Below are 15,000 nucleotides of genomic sequence, written 5' to 3' on the forward strand. Positions count from 1 at the left end.
TAACTTCGGGAGAAGGGGTGCTTTCTTAACGGAAAGCCGCAGTGAATAGGCCCAAGCGACTGTTTAGCAAAAACACAGGTCTCTGCGAAGCCGTAAGGCGAAGTATAGGGGCTGACACCTGCCCGGTGCTGGAAGGTTAAGGAGAGGGGTTAGCGTAAGCGAAGCTCTGAACTGAAGCCCCAGTAAACGGCGGCCGTAACTATAACGGTCCTAAGGTAGCGAAATTCCTTGTCGGGTAAGTTCCGACCCGCACGAAAGGTGTAACGATTTGGGCACTGTCTCAACCAGAGACTCGGTGAAATTATAGTACCTGTGAAGATGCAGGTTACCCGCGACAGGACGGAAAGACCCCGTGGAGCTTTACTGTAGCCTGATATTGAATTTTGGTACAGTTTGTACAGGATAGGCGGGAGCCATTGAAACCGGAGCGCTAGCTTCGGTGGAGGCGCTGGTGGGATACCGCCCTGACTGTATTGAAATTCTAACCTACGGGTCTTATCGACCCGGGAGACAGTGTCAGGTGGGCAGTTTGACTGGGGCGGTCGCCTCCTAAAGTGTAACGGAGGCGCCCAAAGGTTCCCTCAGAATGGTTGGAAATCATTCGTAGAGTGCAAAGGCATAAGGGAGCTTGACTGCGAGACCTACAAGTCGAGCAGGGACGAAAGTCGGGCTTAGTGATCCGGTGGTTCCGCATGGAAGGGCCATCGCTCAACGGATAAAAGCTACCCCGGGGATAACAGGCTTATCTCCCCCAAGAGTCCACATCGACGGGGAGGTTTGGCACCTCGATGTCGGCTCATCGCATCCTGGGGCTGTAGTCGGTCCCAAGGGTTGGGCTGTTCGCCCATTAAAGCGGTACGCGAGCTGGGTTCAGAACGTCGTGAGACAGTTCGGTCCCTATCCGTCGTGGGCGTAGGAAATTTGAGAGGAGCTGTCCTTAGTACGAGAGGACCGGGATGGACGCACCGCTGGTGTACCAGTTGTTCTGCCAAGGGCATAGCTGGGTAGCTATGTGCGGAAGGGATAAGTGCTGAAAGCATCTAAGCATGAAGCCCCCCTCAAGATGAGATTTCCCATAGCGTAAGCTAGTAAGATCCCTGAAAGATGATCAGGTTGATAGGTTCGAGGTGGAAGCATGGTGACATGTGGAGCTGACGAATACTAATAGATCGAGGACTTAACCATATAATATGTAGCAAATGTTATCTAGTTTTGAAGGAATATGCCTTCATAGTTTGGTGATGATGGCAGAGAGGTCACACCCGTTCCCATACCGAACACGGAAGTTAAGCTCTCTAGCGCCGATGGTAGTTGGGACCTTGTCCCTGTGAGAGTAGGACGTCGCCAAGCAACTAAAAAACACGAGTCTTTGACTCGTGTTTTTTTATTTCCCATGAAATAGATTAGATTCTGATAGTAAAAATACTGAAATATAGTAAGGTATTTTTTGGGCAGAAATATTAAGGAATTGATAAATAAATGGATAATCTTCAGATCCATAACTACCAAGTAAGTCATACCACCAATCAGTTTCATACCTAGAAATCATGCTTAAATTATAGAGCAATAAGTAATGAACGAGGAGCTCAGGTAAAATGGGTTTAGAATTTCTAGGATTAGTCGTAAGTGGTAAGTAATAAGTATTAGTAAGGTACTCATAGTATAAAGGAGTACTATACATAGGATTCCACGATTGAATAGGCGCCGAAAAAAACACATTCGATTCACTATTTTTCTCAGCTACGTGTTGTATCGATAAATGTTTACAAGTTGTTTCGATGTAACGAGAAAATCGCTCTTTAGTCATATGTAATCGATCTAATATATTGACTGAAAAGGAGAGCTCATTTTTATTTGTTGAATCGATCTTATATAAAGTCGATACTTTTTGACTATAACGAAACAAATTTTGTAATTCAGGAATATTCCCCATCAGCTCTAACATATTAAACTTCTCCGCTTCTAAGTGTTTCATGTGAAACAGTTGTTCTGCAACGTGAGTAAATAATCCGTTTTTCTGTATTTTCACCTCATCTTCTAAAAATTGATACCCCTGTTTTTTTCGTTTACGAGTTGTAACGCCATGAGCTAAAACAGTAGTTGATTCTGGGTAGTTAGGATCAATAGTTAACAAGCAAGCTTTAAATAGTTGGCTAATTCCATAAAATAACAACATTGGTTGAATCGAAAAAGGGGCCGCCTTATATAATTCGTAATAATTTTTCCCGTGTTCTAAGTAGTAAATAAAGGGATAACAGTTTTCAAAACTTTTTTTTTCAGCATCTTGTATGGAGGATTTTTCATAACAACGGGCAAGATAACGTTGTACATTTTGAGATGAAAAAAAGAAACTTAATTGCTGCCAAGTACAATGTGTTTGATGCATATATTACGCTCCTTTTATTGTCTAAAAATTCTAACATATATATACGTCCTTGACAGTATTTTAACCAATTGATAAGCTACTAATAATAATTTCTGGTATCATGGGGGGAACAATTATGTGGGAATCTAAATTTGTTAAAGAAGGTTTGACTTTTGATGATGTATTACTTGTACCAGCGAGGTCAGATATATTACCAAGAGAAGTAAGTGTTAAAACAGTTTTATCTGAAAGCTTACAGCTAAACATCCCGTTAATTAGTGCAGGAATGGATACAGTAACAGAAGCTGACATGGCTATTGCAATGGCTCGCCAAGGCGGTTTAGGAATTATTCATAAGAATATGTCTATTGAGCAACAGGCAGAGCAAGTTGATAAAGTAAAGCGCTCTGAAAGCGGCGTTATTTCAGATCCTTTCTTCTTAACTCCAGAACATCAAGTATATGATGCAGAACATCTTATGGGAAAATATCGTATCTCAGGTGTACCAGTTGTAAATAATTTAGATGAGCGAAAATTAGTTGGTATTATTACCAACCGTGATATGCGTTTCATCCAAGATTACTCAATCAAAATTTCTGACGTAATGACAAAAGAACAGTTAATTACAGCTCCAGTTGGTACTACACTGGAAGAAGCTGAAAAGATCCTACAAAAGTATAAAATTGAAAAGCTCCCTCTTGTTGATAATAACGGTGTATTACAAGGGCTTATTACAATAAAAGATATTGAAAAAGTAATTGAATTCCCAAACTCTGCTAAAGATAAGCAAGGACGCTTATTAGTTGGAGCGGCTGTTGGTGTAACGGCTGATGCTATGCTTCGTATCGATGCATTAGTAAAAGCTAGCGTAGATGCAATTGTACTTGATACAGCTCATGGGCATTCTAAAGGTGTTATTGAAAAGGTAAAAGAAGTTCGTGCGAAATATCCAGCACTAAATATTATCGCTGGAAATGTTGCTACAGCTGAAGCAACGAAAGCATTAATCGAGGCTGGTGCAAACGTAGTTAAAGTTGGTATTGGACCAGGTTCTATTTGTACGACACGCGTTGTAGCTGGTGTTGGTGTACCACAATTAACAGCAGTTTATGATTGTGCAACAGAAGCTCGTAAACACGGTATTCCAGTTATTGCTGATGGCGGTGTTAAGTACTCTGGTGATATGGTTAAAGCTTTAGCAGCAGGAGCACACGTTGTTATGCTAGGTAGTATGTTTGCTGGTGTTGCTGAAAGCCCTGGAGAAACTGAGATTTACCAAGGTCGCCAATTTAAAGTATATCGTGGTATGGGTTCTGTTGGAGCGATGGAAAAAGGAAGTAAAGATCGTTACTTCCAAGAAGGAAACAAAAAACTTGTTCCAGAAGGTATTGAAGGACGCGTACCATATAAAGGACCTTTAGCAGATACAGTTCATCAATTAGTTGGTGGATTACGTGCAGGTATGGGATATTGTGGAGCACAGGATTTAGAATTCTTACGTGAGAATGCACAGTTCATTCGCATGTCAGGTGCTGGTTTACGTGAAAGCCACCCTCATCATGTACAAATTACAAAAGAGGCTCCAAACTACTCATTATAATGTCTTATATGTAAATAGATAGAGATTTGATATCTCTGTCTATTTTTTTTTGATTATGTTAGAATAACGGTTATGTGAGTACATAGATATTGGGGGTAGCAAAAGTGAAAGGTATGTTTTGCAAAAGATTCATGGCTTTGGTAACGGTGCTTACACTAGCTTGTAGCATGCTGTTACCATATAGCAATGCATCGGCTGAAACAGGAGCCGCTCTAAACATTGAAGCAGGTGCGGCAATTTTAGTAGAAGCGAATTCTGGGAAAATTTTATATCAAAAGAATGCAGATGAGTTATTATCAATTGCTAGTATGACAAAAATGATGAGTGAATATTTAGTTCATGAAGCAGTGGATAAAGGAAAACTTAAGTGGGATCAAAAGATTAAGGTTTCTGAATATGCGCATAAGATTTCACAGGATCGTTCATTATCAAATGTTCCACTAGAAAATGGTGGTTCTTATACGGTAAAAGAGTTATACGAAGCGATGGCGATTTATTCCGCTAATGGAGCAACAATTGCTCTAGGTGAAGCAGTGGCAGGAAAAGAAGTTAATTTTGTAAAAATGATGAATGATAAGGCAAAAGAGTTGGGATTGAAAAATTATAAATTTGTAAATTCTACAGGCCTAACGAACAAAGATTTAAAAGGACAGCATCCCGAAGGAACAACACCGGATGAAGAAAATAAAATGTCTGCAAGGGACGTCGCAATTTTAGCACAACATCTTATTAAGGATTATCCCAAAACATTAGATACAGCAAAAATCCCTAAAAAAGTATTCCAAGAGGGTGGAAAATACCCGATTAATATGGATAACTGGAATTGGATGTTAAAAGGTTTAGTTAAGCAATACGATGGCGTAGACGGCCTGAAAACAGGATCAACTCCAGAAGCCGGTGATTGCTTCACTGGTACGGTTGAAAGAAACGGTATGCGTTTTATTTCTGTAGTTATTAAAACAAGTTCTCATACAGCACGTTTTGATGAAACGAAGAAGTTATATGATTATGGATTTGCTAACTTTGAAATGAAGCAAATGTATAAAAAAGATTCTTCAGTAAAAGGACAAGAAACAGTAAGAGTAGAAAATGCAAAAGATAAAGATGTAGCAGTTCAAACAAAACAAGTTGTTTCACTTCCAGTGCCAAAAGGAAGTAAAGATGTTTATAAAACAGAATTTAAAGAAGCAAGTAAGGGACAAGAAGCACCTATTAAAAAGGGTGTTGCACTTGGTCAGATGGTAATTACACCAAAAGATACGAATGACCCTGGATTTTTATCTGGTAAGTCATTACAAGTAGATCTTGTAACAACATCAGCAGTGGAAGAAGCAAACTGGTTTACTCGTTCTATGCGCGGAATCGGCTCTTTCTTTAGTGGTATATGGAATAGTGCTGTTGATACAGTAAAAGGTTGGTTTTAAAAGCTCCTCATTGTAGGAGCTTTTTCTTATTCCCATTTTTCATACCTACTTTATGAAAAAGTAGTAGACAAGCATCTGATAGTTAATGGTAGAATGTAAGAGTATTCTTAATTTTCGCCTTTAACGGGGGAAAGCAATTCACCTAGGGGGGTTTTTGTACATGACAAATGTAACAGGGACAGAACGTGTAAAACGTGGAATGGCAGAAATGCAAAAAGGCGGCGTTATTATGGACGTAGTTAACGCTGAACAAGCAAGGATTGCAGAAGAAGCAGGCGCAGTTGCCGTTATGGCATTAGAGCGTGTACCAGCAGATATTCGTGCAGCAGGTGGCGTTTCTCGTATGGCAGACCCAACGATTGTTGAAGAAGTTATGGGTGCGGTGTCAATTCCGGTTATGGCAAAATGCCGTATCGGTCATCTTGTAGAAGCACGTGTATTAGAATCATTAGGGGTAGACTATATCGATGAGAGTGAAGTATTAACTCCTGCTGATGAAGTATACCATTTAAATAAACGTGATTACACAGTTCCGTTTGTATGTGGTTGCCGTGATATCGGAGAAGCTGCACGTCGTATTGCAGAAGGTGCATCTATGCTTCGTACAAAAGGTGAGCCAGGAACAGGAAACATTGTAGAGGCAGTGCGTCATATGCGCCAAGTCAATGCAGAAATCCGTCAAGTTGCAAGTCTACGTGAAGATGAGTTAATGACATATGCAAAAAATACTGGTGCTCCTTATGAAGTACTACTTGAAATTAAACGCCTTGGTCGCTTGCCAGTTGTAAACTTTGCAGCAGGTGGTGTAGCAACACCAGCAGATGCAGCGTTAATGATGCAACTTGGTGCTGATGGTGTATTTGTTGGATCTGGTATCTTCAAATCAGAGAACCCAGAGAAATTTGCACGTGCAATCGTTGAAGCGACGACTCATTATGAAGATTACGAACTAATTGCAAGCCTTTCTAAAGGATTGGGTAATGCAATGAAAGGTGTCGAAATTTCAACGTTATTACCAGAACAACGCATGCAAGAGCGTGGATGGTAATTGAAGGAGAACTTTAAAATGGTGAAAATCGGTGTACTAGGTCTTCAAGGTGCAGTTCGTGAGCATGTAAAATCAGTTGAAGCAAGTGGTGCAGAAGCTGTTGTTGTAAAGCGTATAGAGCAACTTGAAGAGATTGATGGTCTTATTTTACCAGGCGGTGAAAGTACAACAATGCGTCGTCTTATTGATAAGTATGCTTTCATGGAACCACTTCGTACATTTGCGAAGTCTGGTAAACCAATGTTTGGTACATGTGCAGGTATGATTCTTCTTGCGAAAACACTTATTGGCTATGAAGAAGCACATATTGGTGCTATGGATATTACAGTTGAACGCAATGCGTTTGGACGCCAAAAAGATAGTTTTGAAGCCGCACTTTCAATGAAAGGTGTGGGGGAAGACTTTATTGGTGTATTTATCCGTGCTCCGTATGTTGTAGATGTCGCTGATAACGTTGAAGTACTTTCTAAGCACGGCGATCGAATGGTAGCGGTAAGACAAGATCAGTTTTTAGCTGCTTCATTCCATCCGGAATTAACGGATGATCATCGTGTGACAGCATACTTTGTCGAAATGGTAAAAGAAGCTAAAATGAAAAAAGTTGTGTAAGTAACTTGCAACTTGTATAAGATTATAGTAAATTGATGGTAACAATTTTATAAAATAAGCGTGTTGATAGGAAGTAGTAACAAATGTCGTTTCTTATAGAGAGTCGATGGTTGGTGGAAATCGATAGAAACAGTTTGTGAATCCATCCTGGAATGGAATGTGGAATATCTTTATGATTAGTAAACATTCCCGGTGAAGAGCCGTTATTTCTACTTGAGAGGAAAGTAGTAATGCTTTCAACTAGGGTGGCAACGCGGGTTAACTCCCGTCCCTTTGTATAGGGACGGGAGTTTTTTGTGTTTTATAAAATAAAAGGAGGAGTATATAATGCTTGATATTAAATTATTACGTACGAACTTTGAAGAAGTAAAAGCAAAATTGCAGCATAGAGGCGAAGATTTAACGGAGTTTGGTCGTTTTGAAGAGCTTGATACGAGAAGAAGAGAACTACTTGTTCAAACAGAAGAACTAAAAAGTAAACGTAACGAAGTGTCTCAACAAATTTCAGTATTAAAGCGTGAAAAGAAAGATGCAGAAGCTTTAATTTTAGAAATGCGTGAAGTTGGAGAAAAAGTAAAAGATCTTGATAATGAACTTCGTACAGTTGAAGAAGACTTAGAAAGATTAATGTTATCTATTCCAAATATTCCTCATGAATCTGCTCCAGTTGGTGAAACAGAGGATGATAATGTAGTAGCGCGTACTTGGGGAGAAGTGAAGGAATTTGCTTTTGAACCAAAACCACATTGGGATCTTGCTACAGATTTAGGAGTTTTAGATTTTGAGCGTGCGGGGAAAGTAACAGGAAGCCGCTTCGTATTTTACAAAGGTGCAGGCGCAAGATTAGAGCGTGCTTTAATTAGTTTTATGCTTGATCTTCATACTGACGAGCATGGATATGAAGAAGTGTTACCTCCGTATATGGTAAACCGTGCAAGTATGACAGGAACAGGACAACTTCCGAAGTTTGAAGAAGATGCATTCCGTATTGAAAGTGAAGATTACTTCTTAATTCCAACAGCAGAAGTACCTGTAACGAATATGCATCGTGATGAGATTTTAAATAAAGAGCAATTGCCTATAAGATATGCTGCATTTAGCTCTTGCTTCCGTTCTGAAGCAGGTTCAGCTGGTCGCGATACACGTGGTTTAATTCGCCAACATCAGTTCAATAAAGTAGAGCTTGTGAAGTTCGTAAAACCAGAAGATTCTTATGAAGAGTTAGAAAAATTAACAAATGATGCAGAACGCGTGTTACAATTATTAGAGTTGCCATATCGCGTTATGAGCATGTGCACAGGCGATTTAGGATTTACAGCAGCGAAGAAATACGATATTGAAGTATGGATTCCAAGCTATGGCACATATCGTGAAATTTCTTCTTGTAGTAATTTTGAAGCTTTCCAAGCGAGACGTGCAAATATCCGTTTCCGCCGTGAGCCAAACGGAAAACCAGAACATGTTCATACATTAAATGGATCTGGTCTTGCAATTGGACGTACGGTTGCAGCTATTTTAGAGAACTACCAACAAGAAGATGGTACAATTATAATTCCAGAAGTTCTTCGCCCTTATATGGGAGGAAAAACAGTTATTAAGTAAATTTAAACATTCATCGGTATGAGTGATTGGTAATTATGAGCGTTGTCAGTACTGTAATGTAGGAGGGGGAAAGTAAAATTTTCCTTTCCTCATAATTTATTTTAGTAGGGTTGACTAACTGTTTTTCTTTTGATATTATATTTGATGTCAATATGGAGGTATACCCAAGTCTGGCTGAAGGGATCGGTCTTGAAAACCGACAGGCGGCGAGAGTCGCGCGGGGGTTCGAATCCCTCTACCTCCTCCAGATATAATTGACAACAGCGCATATAAGTGGAGATTGGAGAACTCGTTACCAACACGTAACGAGTTTTTATTTTAAAACCAATCATAAAGTATGGTGTAAGGCGATTTTGTCCTTATTACACACTCATATTCCGATGATTATCTTCATAGATATGAAAGGAGTCAACATGGATCTTATTATACAAACGTTTCCTTTAGATGGAAAAACTTTATATTATGTACAATGTCCTGTCTGTAAGAACAATAGAATTTTAAACAGTGGTGCAAATGTATCGCGCATTATAAGCGATGATACATTCCGTAAACTTTGTGGTTGTACTTGTGATGTAAAGCAAGCTACGACAAAAGTAGAGGCGCCAAAAAAGGTTGAAAAACCAGCTGTAAAGAAAGAAGCAGCTCCAAAACGTACAGGTAAAGTATTAACGGCAGTGATTAACGGGAAAGAAATGACTGTTAAAGAGATTGCTGAAACATATGACATTAGTACAAGTACTGTTCGTCAGCGTATTAACGCTGGAAAACCTGAGAGTGAAATTATTGCTCCAACAAAGAAGAAGTAATTTAATAGGAAAACCCGTGCATATGCACGGGTTTTTTATTTTACAAGTTTACGTGTTTGTTTTAAGAAATGGCCAATTTTTTTAATGATTGGTTCGATTGAATCGCCATCTTTTAAAATATCGTATTCATTAATGTTTAATCGTAAAACAGGGCATGAATTGAAGTTGTTAATCCAGTTTTCGTAACGTCCGTGCATCTCTTTCCAATACTCAATTGGTGTTTGCTGCTCCATCGGGCGTCCGCGTTCTTGAATACGGTCTACAATATCATCGAAAGAACCTTCTAAGTAAATTAATAAGTCTGGATGAGGGAAGTAAGGAGTCATGACCATAGCATCAAATAAACCTTTGTATGTTTCATAATCAGTTTCCGTCATTGTACCTTTTTCATGATGCATCTTTGCGAAAATTCCAGTGTCTTCATAGATAGAACGGTCTTGAACAAAACCACCACCGTATTCAAAAATTCTCTTTTGTTCTTTAAATCGTTCTGCTAAGAAGTATACTTGCAAGTGGAAGCTCCAGCGTGTGAAATCGGCATAGAACTTGTCCAAATATGGATTAGAATCTACTTTTTCAAATGATGTGCGATAACCTAAAGCGTTAGCTAGTGCAGTTGTCATAGTTGATTTTCCGACACCTACTGTTCCAGCGATAGTAATTACTGCATCATTCGGTATATCATATTTTTGCCTTAAATTCATTATTATTTCGACTCCTTTAAGAGAGTATTTTGAAGGGCGGATAGGATGACGTTTAAATCATCGGGATTTTGTACAAAATCCATATCATCTCCGTTAAATTTCAACACTGGGATATCTGGATGGTCCTTTTTAAAAGTATCCATTGCTGTTTCGTAATCTTTTGTGAGCTGTAGTAAGTAATTTGGATCCATATTTTTTTCGAATTCTCTTCCGCGCATTGCGATTCGTTTTTGTAATGTTTCCAGGCTAGCTGTTAAATAAACGATGACATTTGGTACAGGCATATCTTGTGTAAGGATACGATAGATTTGCATGTATTTGTCATATTGAGAATCTTTTAATGTACGTGATGCGAAAATTAAATTTTTAAATATATGATAATCTGCTACTACTGGCTTCCTTTGATTCAAATACTTTATGTTAATGTCTTCTAGTTGTTTGTATCTATTACAAAGAAAGAACATCTCTGTTTGAAAACTCCATTCGTCGATGTCTTCATAGAACTTTCCTAAAAAAGGGTTTTCATCAACAATCTCTTTTAGTAAGTGGAGTTGCATGTGAGTTGAAATTTCCTTCGCAAGTGAAGTTTTTCCAACACCAATTGGTCCTTCAACCGTGATAAATGGTACTCCGGTCACGCTGTTTCCTCCTTTCAATCAGTGATTTGCCGTGACTACTAAAAACACAAAACAGAATTATTGTAGCACAAGAGGGAAGCGAGCGGGTTAATTTGATATAAAAAGTTAGAAAATAGATATATGTATTAATTAATTTTTATTTGAGATGACGGTATTATATTTGCTTTCAATGTAGCTTCCATTATTTTTAAAGCATGCAGATTGTCCTGATCATTGTTAGAGGCAATGCAATCCTGTGGTACATACAGTGTATAATTTCTCATATGAGCATCGTTAGCAGTAAATAGGATACATATATTTCCAGCAACTCCTGTTAATATCAGATTTTCTATTTTTAAATAGCCCAATAAAGAATTCAAAGGCGTTTCATAAAAAGCAGAGTAATGTGGTTTAATAAAAATGTAATCATCAGAATGTGGAGCAATCTTATGAATTATATTTTCACTATACTCATTTGTACAATGAGTAATCAGTTGGTCAATATCAGATCTCCAAAGTTGATAATGGTCATTAACATAAATTATGGGATAGCCGAAGGCTTTCATTGTTTTCTTTAATTGTAAAATAGGATTTGTTATAGTTTCGCATTTTTTTGCCAGGATGGGCCCGTGGGAAAATTGAAAGTCATTAATCATATCAATAATGAGCAAAGCAGTGTTTTTCATATGTAATCCCCTCTCTTTTTCTTTTAGGGTGGATTGAATTTATAAAAGTTATCCCACGTGTAGTAAATGGAAAAAGGTTTATTTTATTTGTGATGAAAGGACTAGGTTATGGAACAAGATCAAGATATTTATTTTATGCAACTAGCGATAGAAGAGGCTAAAAAGGCAGAGGAAATACAAGAAGTACCAATTGGTGCAGTCATAGTGTTAGATGGTGAGGTAATTAGTGTTGCTCATAATTTAAGGGAAACTGAGCAACGATCAATCGCTCATGCCGAGTTGTTAGCGATTGATGAAGCTTGCAAAAATCTAGGGACATGGCGTTTAGAAGATGCAACGTTATATGTAACCTTAGAGCCCTGTCCAATGTGTGCGGGTGGAATTGTTTTATCACGAGTGAAGCGAGTTGTATATGGTGCAAGTGATCCGAAGGGCGGATGTGCAGGAACATTAATGAATCTTTTAACAGATGAACGTTTTAATCATCAATGTGAAGTAGTCACTGGTGTATTAGAAGAAGAGTGCGGTACGTTGCTAACAAACTTTTTTAGAGAGCTTCGTAAAAAAAGAAAAGCGATAAAAAAATTAGAGAACAGTAACGAGAATTAACGCATTTGCATTTTATAAAAAAACAAGTTATACTGATAATGCCTTTAATGAAGGCAACCGAATATTGGTTTTAACTTTGCCGTGCTAAGCGGGGAGGTAGCGGTGCCCTATACTCGCAATCCGCTCTAGCGAGGCCGAATCCCTTCTCGAGGTTATGTTGCTGTAAGGTCTGCCTTAAGTAAGTGGTGTTGACGTTTGGGTCCTGCGCAACGGGACCCCGTGAACCTTGTCAGGTCCGGAAGGAAGCAGCAATAAGCGGGTTTTCTCGTGTGCCGCAGGAGTGCCTGAACCGAGCTAACTGCTTGAGTAACGCTTATGGTACGTAATCGACAGAAGGTGCACGGCAGTTATATATGTATACAAAACTCACCTTGATACAAGGTGAGTTTTTTGTATGGAAAATAACTTTTGGAATCTATAAACAGAATGGGTTATAATATATAAGATAATAACCTTTGAGGGAGGCCGTATTTTCGTGTCATACCAAGCGTTATACCGAACATGGAGACCGCAAAAGTTCGAAGATGTAGTCGGTCAAAAGCACGTAACAAAAACGTTGCAAAATGCCCTTCTTCAAGAGAAAGTTTCACATGCTTATTTATTTTCTGGTCCGAGGGGAACAGGAAAAACGACGATTGCAAAAGTATTTGCAAAAGCAATTAACTGTGAACATGCTCCGGTAGCTGAACCTTGTAATGAATGTCCTTCTTGTTTAGGAATTACACAAGGATCTATTTCAGATGTATTAGAAATTGATGCGGCTTCAAATAACGGTGTAGATGAAATTCGAGATATAAGAGATAAAGTAAAATATGCTCCAAGTGCTGTAGAATATAAAGTATACATTATCGATGAGGTTCACATGCTTTCTATGGGTGCCTTTAATGCTCTTCTAAAAACTTTAGAAGAGCCACCAGGACATGTTATCTTTATTTTAGCGACAACAGAACCACATAAGATTCCACCTACGATTATTTCGAGATGTCAGCGATTTGAATTCCGAAAAATATCAGTAAATGATATTGTTGAGAGATTATCGACGGTTGTGACAAATGAGGGTACGCAAGTAGAAGAGGAAGCACTACAAATTGTTGCTCGTGCTGCCGAGGGTGGTATGCGTGATGCACTTAGCCTTATTGATCAGGCTATATCTTATAGTGATGATGCAGTTACGACAGAAGATGTTTTAGCTGTAACAGGCTCTGTTTCTCAGCAATATTTAGGTAACCTAGTAGAATGTATACGTGAAAATGATGTATCAAGAGCATTACGTATCATAGATGAGATGATGAGTAAAGGGAAGGATCCAGTTCGATTTATGGAAGATTTCATTTACTATTATCGTGATATGCTTTTATATCAAACTTCACCACAACTAGAACATATGTTGGAACGAGTAATTGTAGATGATCAATTCCGCATGTTAAGTGAAGAAATGCAGCCGGAAGTAATCTATGAGATTATTCATAGTCTTAGTAAAGGGCAACAAGAGATGAAGTGGACAAACCATCCACGAATTTTCTTAGAAGTTGTGATGGTACAACTGTGTCAGCAGTTTATGATGCAAGCAAACGGTGCAGATCGTTTACAAGCGGTTATGAACAGAATGCAGCAACTGGAGAAAGAATTAGAACAAGTTAAAAAGAATGGTGTACCAGCTGGCGTGCAACCTGAAGTAAGAGAGACGCGTGCAACACCAAAACCAATGCGAACGGGAAGTATGAAAATTCCTGTTGGACGTGTAAATGAAGTGTTGAAGCAGGCGAAGCGTCAAGAATTAGAACAATTGAAAGCCGTATGGGGTGAGTTGTTAGGAAGACTCAAATCGTATAACAAAGTGGCATTTGCTGTTTTATTAGAAAATAGTGAGCCAGTAGCGGCTTCAGATGATACTTATGTGTTAGCATTTCAATATGAGATTCATTGTAAAATGGCGAGTGAAAATCGTGAAGCAATGGATACGCTGGAACAAATTCTTTTTGAATTGCTAAGTAAAAAGTTAAATATGATTGCTATCCCGAAAAGTGAATGGGGTAAAATTCGTGAGGACTTTTTACAACGCGAAGGCGGGGATTCTGAAGAAAGCCCAGAGCAAAAAGAAGATCCCCTCATAGAAGAAGCAGTAAAATTAGTAGGGCAAGAACTTATTGAAATAAAAGAATAACTATTATTAGGAGGAATTAAATATGATGCGTGGCGGAATGGGAAATATGAATAACATGATGAAACAAATGCAAAAGATGCAAAAAGACATGGCAAAAGCACAGGAAGAGCTTGGTGAAAAAACGGTTGAAGGTACAGCTGGCGGTGGAATGGTTTCTGTAATTGCAAATGGCCATAAGCAAGTTCTTGAAGTGAAAATTAAAGAAGAAGTTGTAGATCCAGAAGATATCGAAATGTTACAAGATTTAGTGCTAGCTGCAACGAACGATGCACTTAAAAAGGTTGATGAACTTTCAAATTCTACAATGGGTAAATTTACAAAAGGCTTAAACTTACCAGGTGGAATGTTCTAGGAGGATATTGATATATGCATTATCCAGAGCCAATATCAAAATTAATCGATAGTTTTATGAAATTGCCAGGAATCGGACCGAAAACAGCGGTTCGATTGGCATTTTTCGTATTAGATATGAAAGAAGACGATGTGTTAGGTTTTGCGAAAGCACTTGTGAATGCGAAGCGAGATCTAGCGTATTGTTCTGTATGCGGACATATTACTGACCGTGATCCTTGTTATATTTGTGATGATTCACATCGAGATCAAACGGTTGTCTGTGTCGTGCAAGAACCGAAAGATGTAATCGCGATGGAAAAAATGAAAGAGTATCAAGGTGTATATCATGTGTTACGTGGTGCGATTTCCCCGATGGAGGGAATTGGACCGGAAGACATTAATATCCCGCAACTCTTAAAGCGACTGCACGATG

14 protein-coding genes, 1 tRNA gene, 2 rRNA genes, 1 other RNA gene and 1 other annotated feature (2 of these 19 running past the window's edge) are annotated in these 15,000 nt (G+C 38.7%); of the genes, 14 read left to right on the top strand and 4 right to left on the bottom strand.

Annotation, left to right across the window (positions count from 1 at the left end):
• Together ACUN26_RS23940 and rrf are read left to right on the top strand one after the other, a co-directional pair.
• A 23S ribosomal RNA gene (locus ACUN26_RS23940) occupies positions 1–1,185 on the top strand; it begins 1,737 nt to the left of the window's first position.
• A 49-nt stretch (positions 1,186–1,234) separates the two neighbouring features.
• Positions 1,235–1,350, top strand: a 5S ribosomal RNA gene (gene rrf / locus ACUN26_RS23945).
• A gap of 34 nt (positions 1,351–1,384) precedes the next feature.
• Here the strand turns inward: rrf and ACUN26_RS23950 are convergent.
• Complete coding sequence (locus ACUN26_RS23950; protein ID WP_000554256.1) at positions 1,385–2,386, bottom strand: YaaC family protein; 1,002 nt, start codon at positions 2,384–2,386, stop codon at positions 1,385–1,387.
• Between the two features lie 115 nt (positions 2,387–2,501).
• Between ACUN26_RS23950 and guaB the strand changes: the two genes are divergently transcribed.
• From guaB to ACUN26_RS23985, 7 genes are all read left to right on the top strand, one after another.
• On the top strand, positions 2,502–3,965 hold the full coding sequence (guaB, locus tag ACUN26_RS23955) for an IMP dehydrogenase (protein ID WP_000264091.1): 1,464 nt from the start codon (positions 2,502–2,504) through the stop codon (positions 3,963–3,965).
• 113 nt (positions 3,966–4,078) lie between these two features.
• The gene (locus tag ACUN26_RS23960) at positions 4,079–5,389 is read left to right on the top strand and encodes a serine hydrolase (protein WP_131202456.1); all 1,311 of its coding nucleotides are present in this window, start codon (positions 4,079–4,081) and stop codon (positions 5,387–5,389) included.
• 160 nt (positions 5,390–5,549) lie between these two features.
• A complete protein-coding gene (pdxS, locus tag ACUN26_RS23965) occupies positions 5,550–6,437 on the top strand; it encodes a pyridoxal 5'-phosphate synthase lyase subunit PdxS (protein ID WP_000186168.1) in 888 nt (295 codons plus the stop codon).
• An 18-nt stretch (positions 6,438–6,455) separates the two neighbouring features.
• On the top strand, positions 6,456–7,046 hold the full coding sequence (gene pdxT, locus ACUN26_RS23970) for a pyridoxal 5'-phosphate synthase glutaminase subunit PdxT (RefSeq protein WP_000238789.1): 591 nt from the start codon (positions 6,456–6,458) through the stop codon (positions 7,044–7,046).
• Positions 7,047–7,100: 54 nt separating this feature from the next.
• Positions 7,101–7,322, top strand: a binding site (T-box leader).
• Positions 7,323–7,373: 51 nt separating this feature from the next.
• Positions 7,374–8,648 carry a serine--tRNA ligase gene (gene serS, locus ACUN26_RS23975; RefSeq protein ID WP_000884202.1) on the top strand — a complete coding sequence of 425 codons (1,275 nt, stop codon included), beginning with the start codon at positions 7,374–7,376 and terminating at the stop codon, positions 8,646–8,648.
• Positions 8,649–8,802: 154 nt separating this feature from the next.
• Positions 8,803–8,895, top strand: a tRNA-Ser gene (locus tag ACUN26_RS23980).
• A gap of 166 nt (positions 8,896–9,061) precedes the next feature.
• The gene (locus ACUN26_RS23985; protein ID WP_000364197.1) at positions 9,062–9,454 is read left to right on the top strand and encodes a DUF3797 domain-containing protein; all 393 of its coding nucleotides are present in this window, start codon (positions 9,062–9,064) and stop codon (positions 9,452–9,454) included.
• 35 nt (positions 9,455–9,489) lie between these two features.
• On the opposite strand, the gene ACUN26_RS23990 is transcribed toward ACUN26_RS23985, so the two are convergent.
• From ACUN26_RS23990 to ACUN26_RS24000, 3 genes are all read right to left on the bottom strand, one after another.
• A complete protein-coding gene (locus tag ACUN26_RS23990) occupies positions 9,490–10,158 on the bottom strand; it encodes a deoxynucleoside kinase (RefSeq protein ID WP_001053585.1) in 669 nt (222 codons plus the stop codon).
• 2 nt (positions 10,159–10,160) lie between these two features.
• Positions 10,161–10,796, bottom strand: a complete 636-nt coding sequence (locus tag ACUN26_RS23995) for a deoxynucleoside kinase (protein WP_000148219.1) — start codon at positions 10,794–10,796, stop codon at positions 10,161–10,163.
• 125 nt (positions 10,797–10,921) lie between these two features.
• Positions 10,922–11,461 carry an isochorismatase family cysteine hydrolase gene (locus ACUN26_RS24000; protein ID WP_000798728.1) on the bottom strand — a complete coding sequence of 180 codons (540 nt, stop codon included), beginning with the start codon at positions 11,459–11,461 and terminating at the stop codon, positions 10,922–10,924.
• Between the two features lie 108 nt (positions 11,462–11,569).
• Here ACUN26_RS24000 and tadA point away from each other — a divergent pair, with 108 nt between their 5' ends.
• The 5 genes from tadA to recR all read left to right on the top strand — a co-directional run.
• Positions 11,570–12,070, top strand: coding sequence for a tRNA adenosine(34) deaminase TadA (gene tadA / locus ACUN26_RS24005; RefSeq protein WP_000434335.1), 501 nt, complete (start codon positions 11,570–11,572; stop codon positions 12,068–12,070).
• Positions 12,071–12,149: 79 nt separating this feature from the next.
• Positions 12,150–12,414, top strand: an RNA gene (gene ffs, locus ACUN26_RS24010) — signal recognition particle sRNA large type.
• A gap of 131 nt (positions 12,415–12,545) precedes the next feature.
• A complete protein-coding gene (gene dnaX / locus ACUN26_RS24015; protein ID WP_000121584.1) occupies positions 12,546–14,234 on the top strand; it encodes a DNA polymerase III subunit gamma/tau in 1,689 nt (562 codons plus the stop codon).
• Positions 14,235–14,259: 25 nt separating this feature from the next.
• The gene (locus tag ACUN26_RS24020; protein ID WP_170957726.1) at positions 14,260–14,586 is read left to right on the top strand and encodes a YbaB/EbfC family nucleoid-associated protein; all 327 of its coding nucleotides are present in this window, start codon (positions 14,260–14,262) and stop codon (positions 14,584–14,586) included.
• A gap of 14 nt (positions 14,587–14,600) precedes the next feature.
• Positions 14,601–15,000, top strand: partial view of a recombination protein RecR gene (gene recR, locus ACUN26_RS24025; RefSeq protein WP_000559167.1) — the 5' portion only. Its footprint extends 197 nt past the window's final position; only the first 400 of its 597 coding nucleotides appear in the window; the start codon lies at positions 14,601–14,603; its stop codon lies off the right edge, out of view.

Source organism: Bacillus sp. WC2503 (assembly GCF_052682895.1).

What these genes read in the sequence shown, in the direction of transcription:
- ACUN26_RS23950 (WP_000554256.1), bottom strand. Translation starts at nt 2,386, where the DNA reads ATGCATCAAACACATTGTACTTGGCAGCAATTAAGTTTCTTTTTTTCA.
- ACUN26_RS23960 (WP_131202456.1), top strand. Translation starts at nt 4,079, where the DNA reads ATGTTTTGCAAAAGATTCATGGCTTTGGTAACGGTGCTTACACTAGCT.
- ACUN26_RS24000 (WP_000798728.1), bottom strand. Translation starts at nt 11,461, where the DNA reads ATGAAAAACACTGCTTTGCTCATTATTGATATGATTAATGACTTTCAA.
- serS (WP_000884202.1), top strand. Translation starts at nt 7,374, where the DNA reads ATGCTTGATATTAAATTATTACGTACGAACTTTGAAGAAGTAAAAGCA.
- pdxT (WP_000238789.1), top strand. Translation starts at nt 6,456, where the DNA reads ATGGTGAAAATCGGTGTACTAGGTCTTCAAGGTGCAGTTCGTGAGCAT.
- ACUN26_RS23990 (WP_001053585.1), bottom strand. Translation starts at nt 10,158, where the DNA reads ATGAATTTAAGGCAAAAATATGATATACCGAATGATGCAGTAATTACT.
- ACUN26_RS23985 (WP_000364197.1), top strand. Translation starts at nt 9,062, where the DNA reads ATGGATCTTATTATACAAACGTTTCCTTTAGATGGAAAAACTTTATAT.
- guaB (WP_000264091.1), top strand. Translation starts at nt 2,502, where the DNA reads ATGTGGGAATCTAAATTTGTTAAAGAAGGTTTGACTTTTGATGATGTA.
- pdxS (WP_000186168.1), top strand. Translation starts at nt 5,550, where the DNA reads ATGACAAATGTAACAGGGACAGAACGTGTAAAACGTGGAATGGCAGAA.
- tadA (WP_000434335.1), top strand. Translation starts at nt 11,570, where the DNA reads ATGGAACAAGATCAAGATATTTATTTTATGCAACTAGCGATAGAAGAG.
- ACUN26_RS24020 (WP_170957726.1), top strand. Translation starts at nt 14,260, where the DNA reads ATGCGTGGCGGAATGGGAAATATGAATAACATGATGAAACAAATGCAA.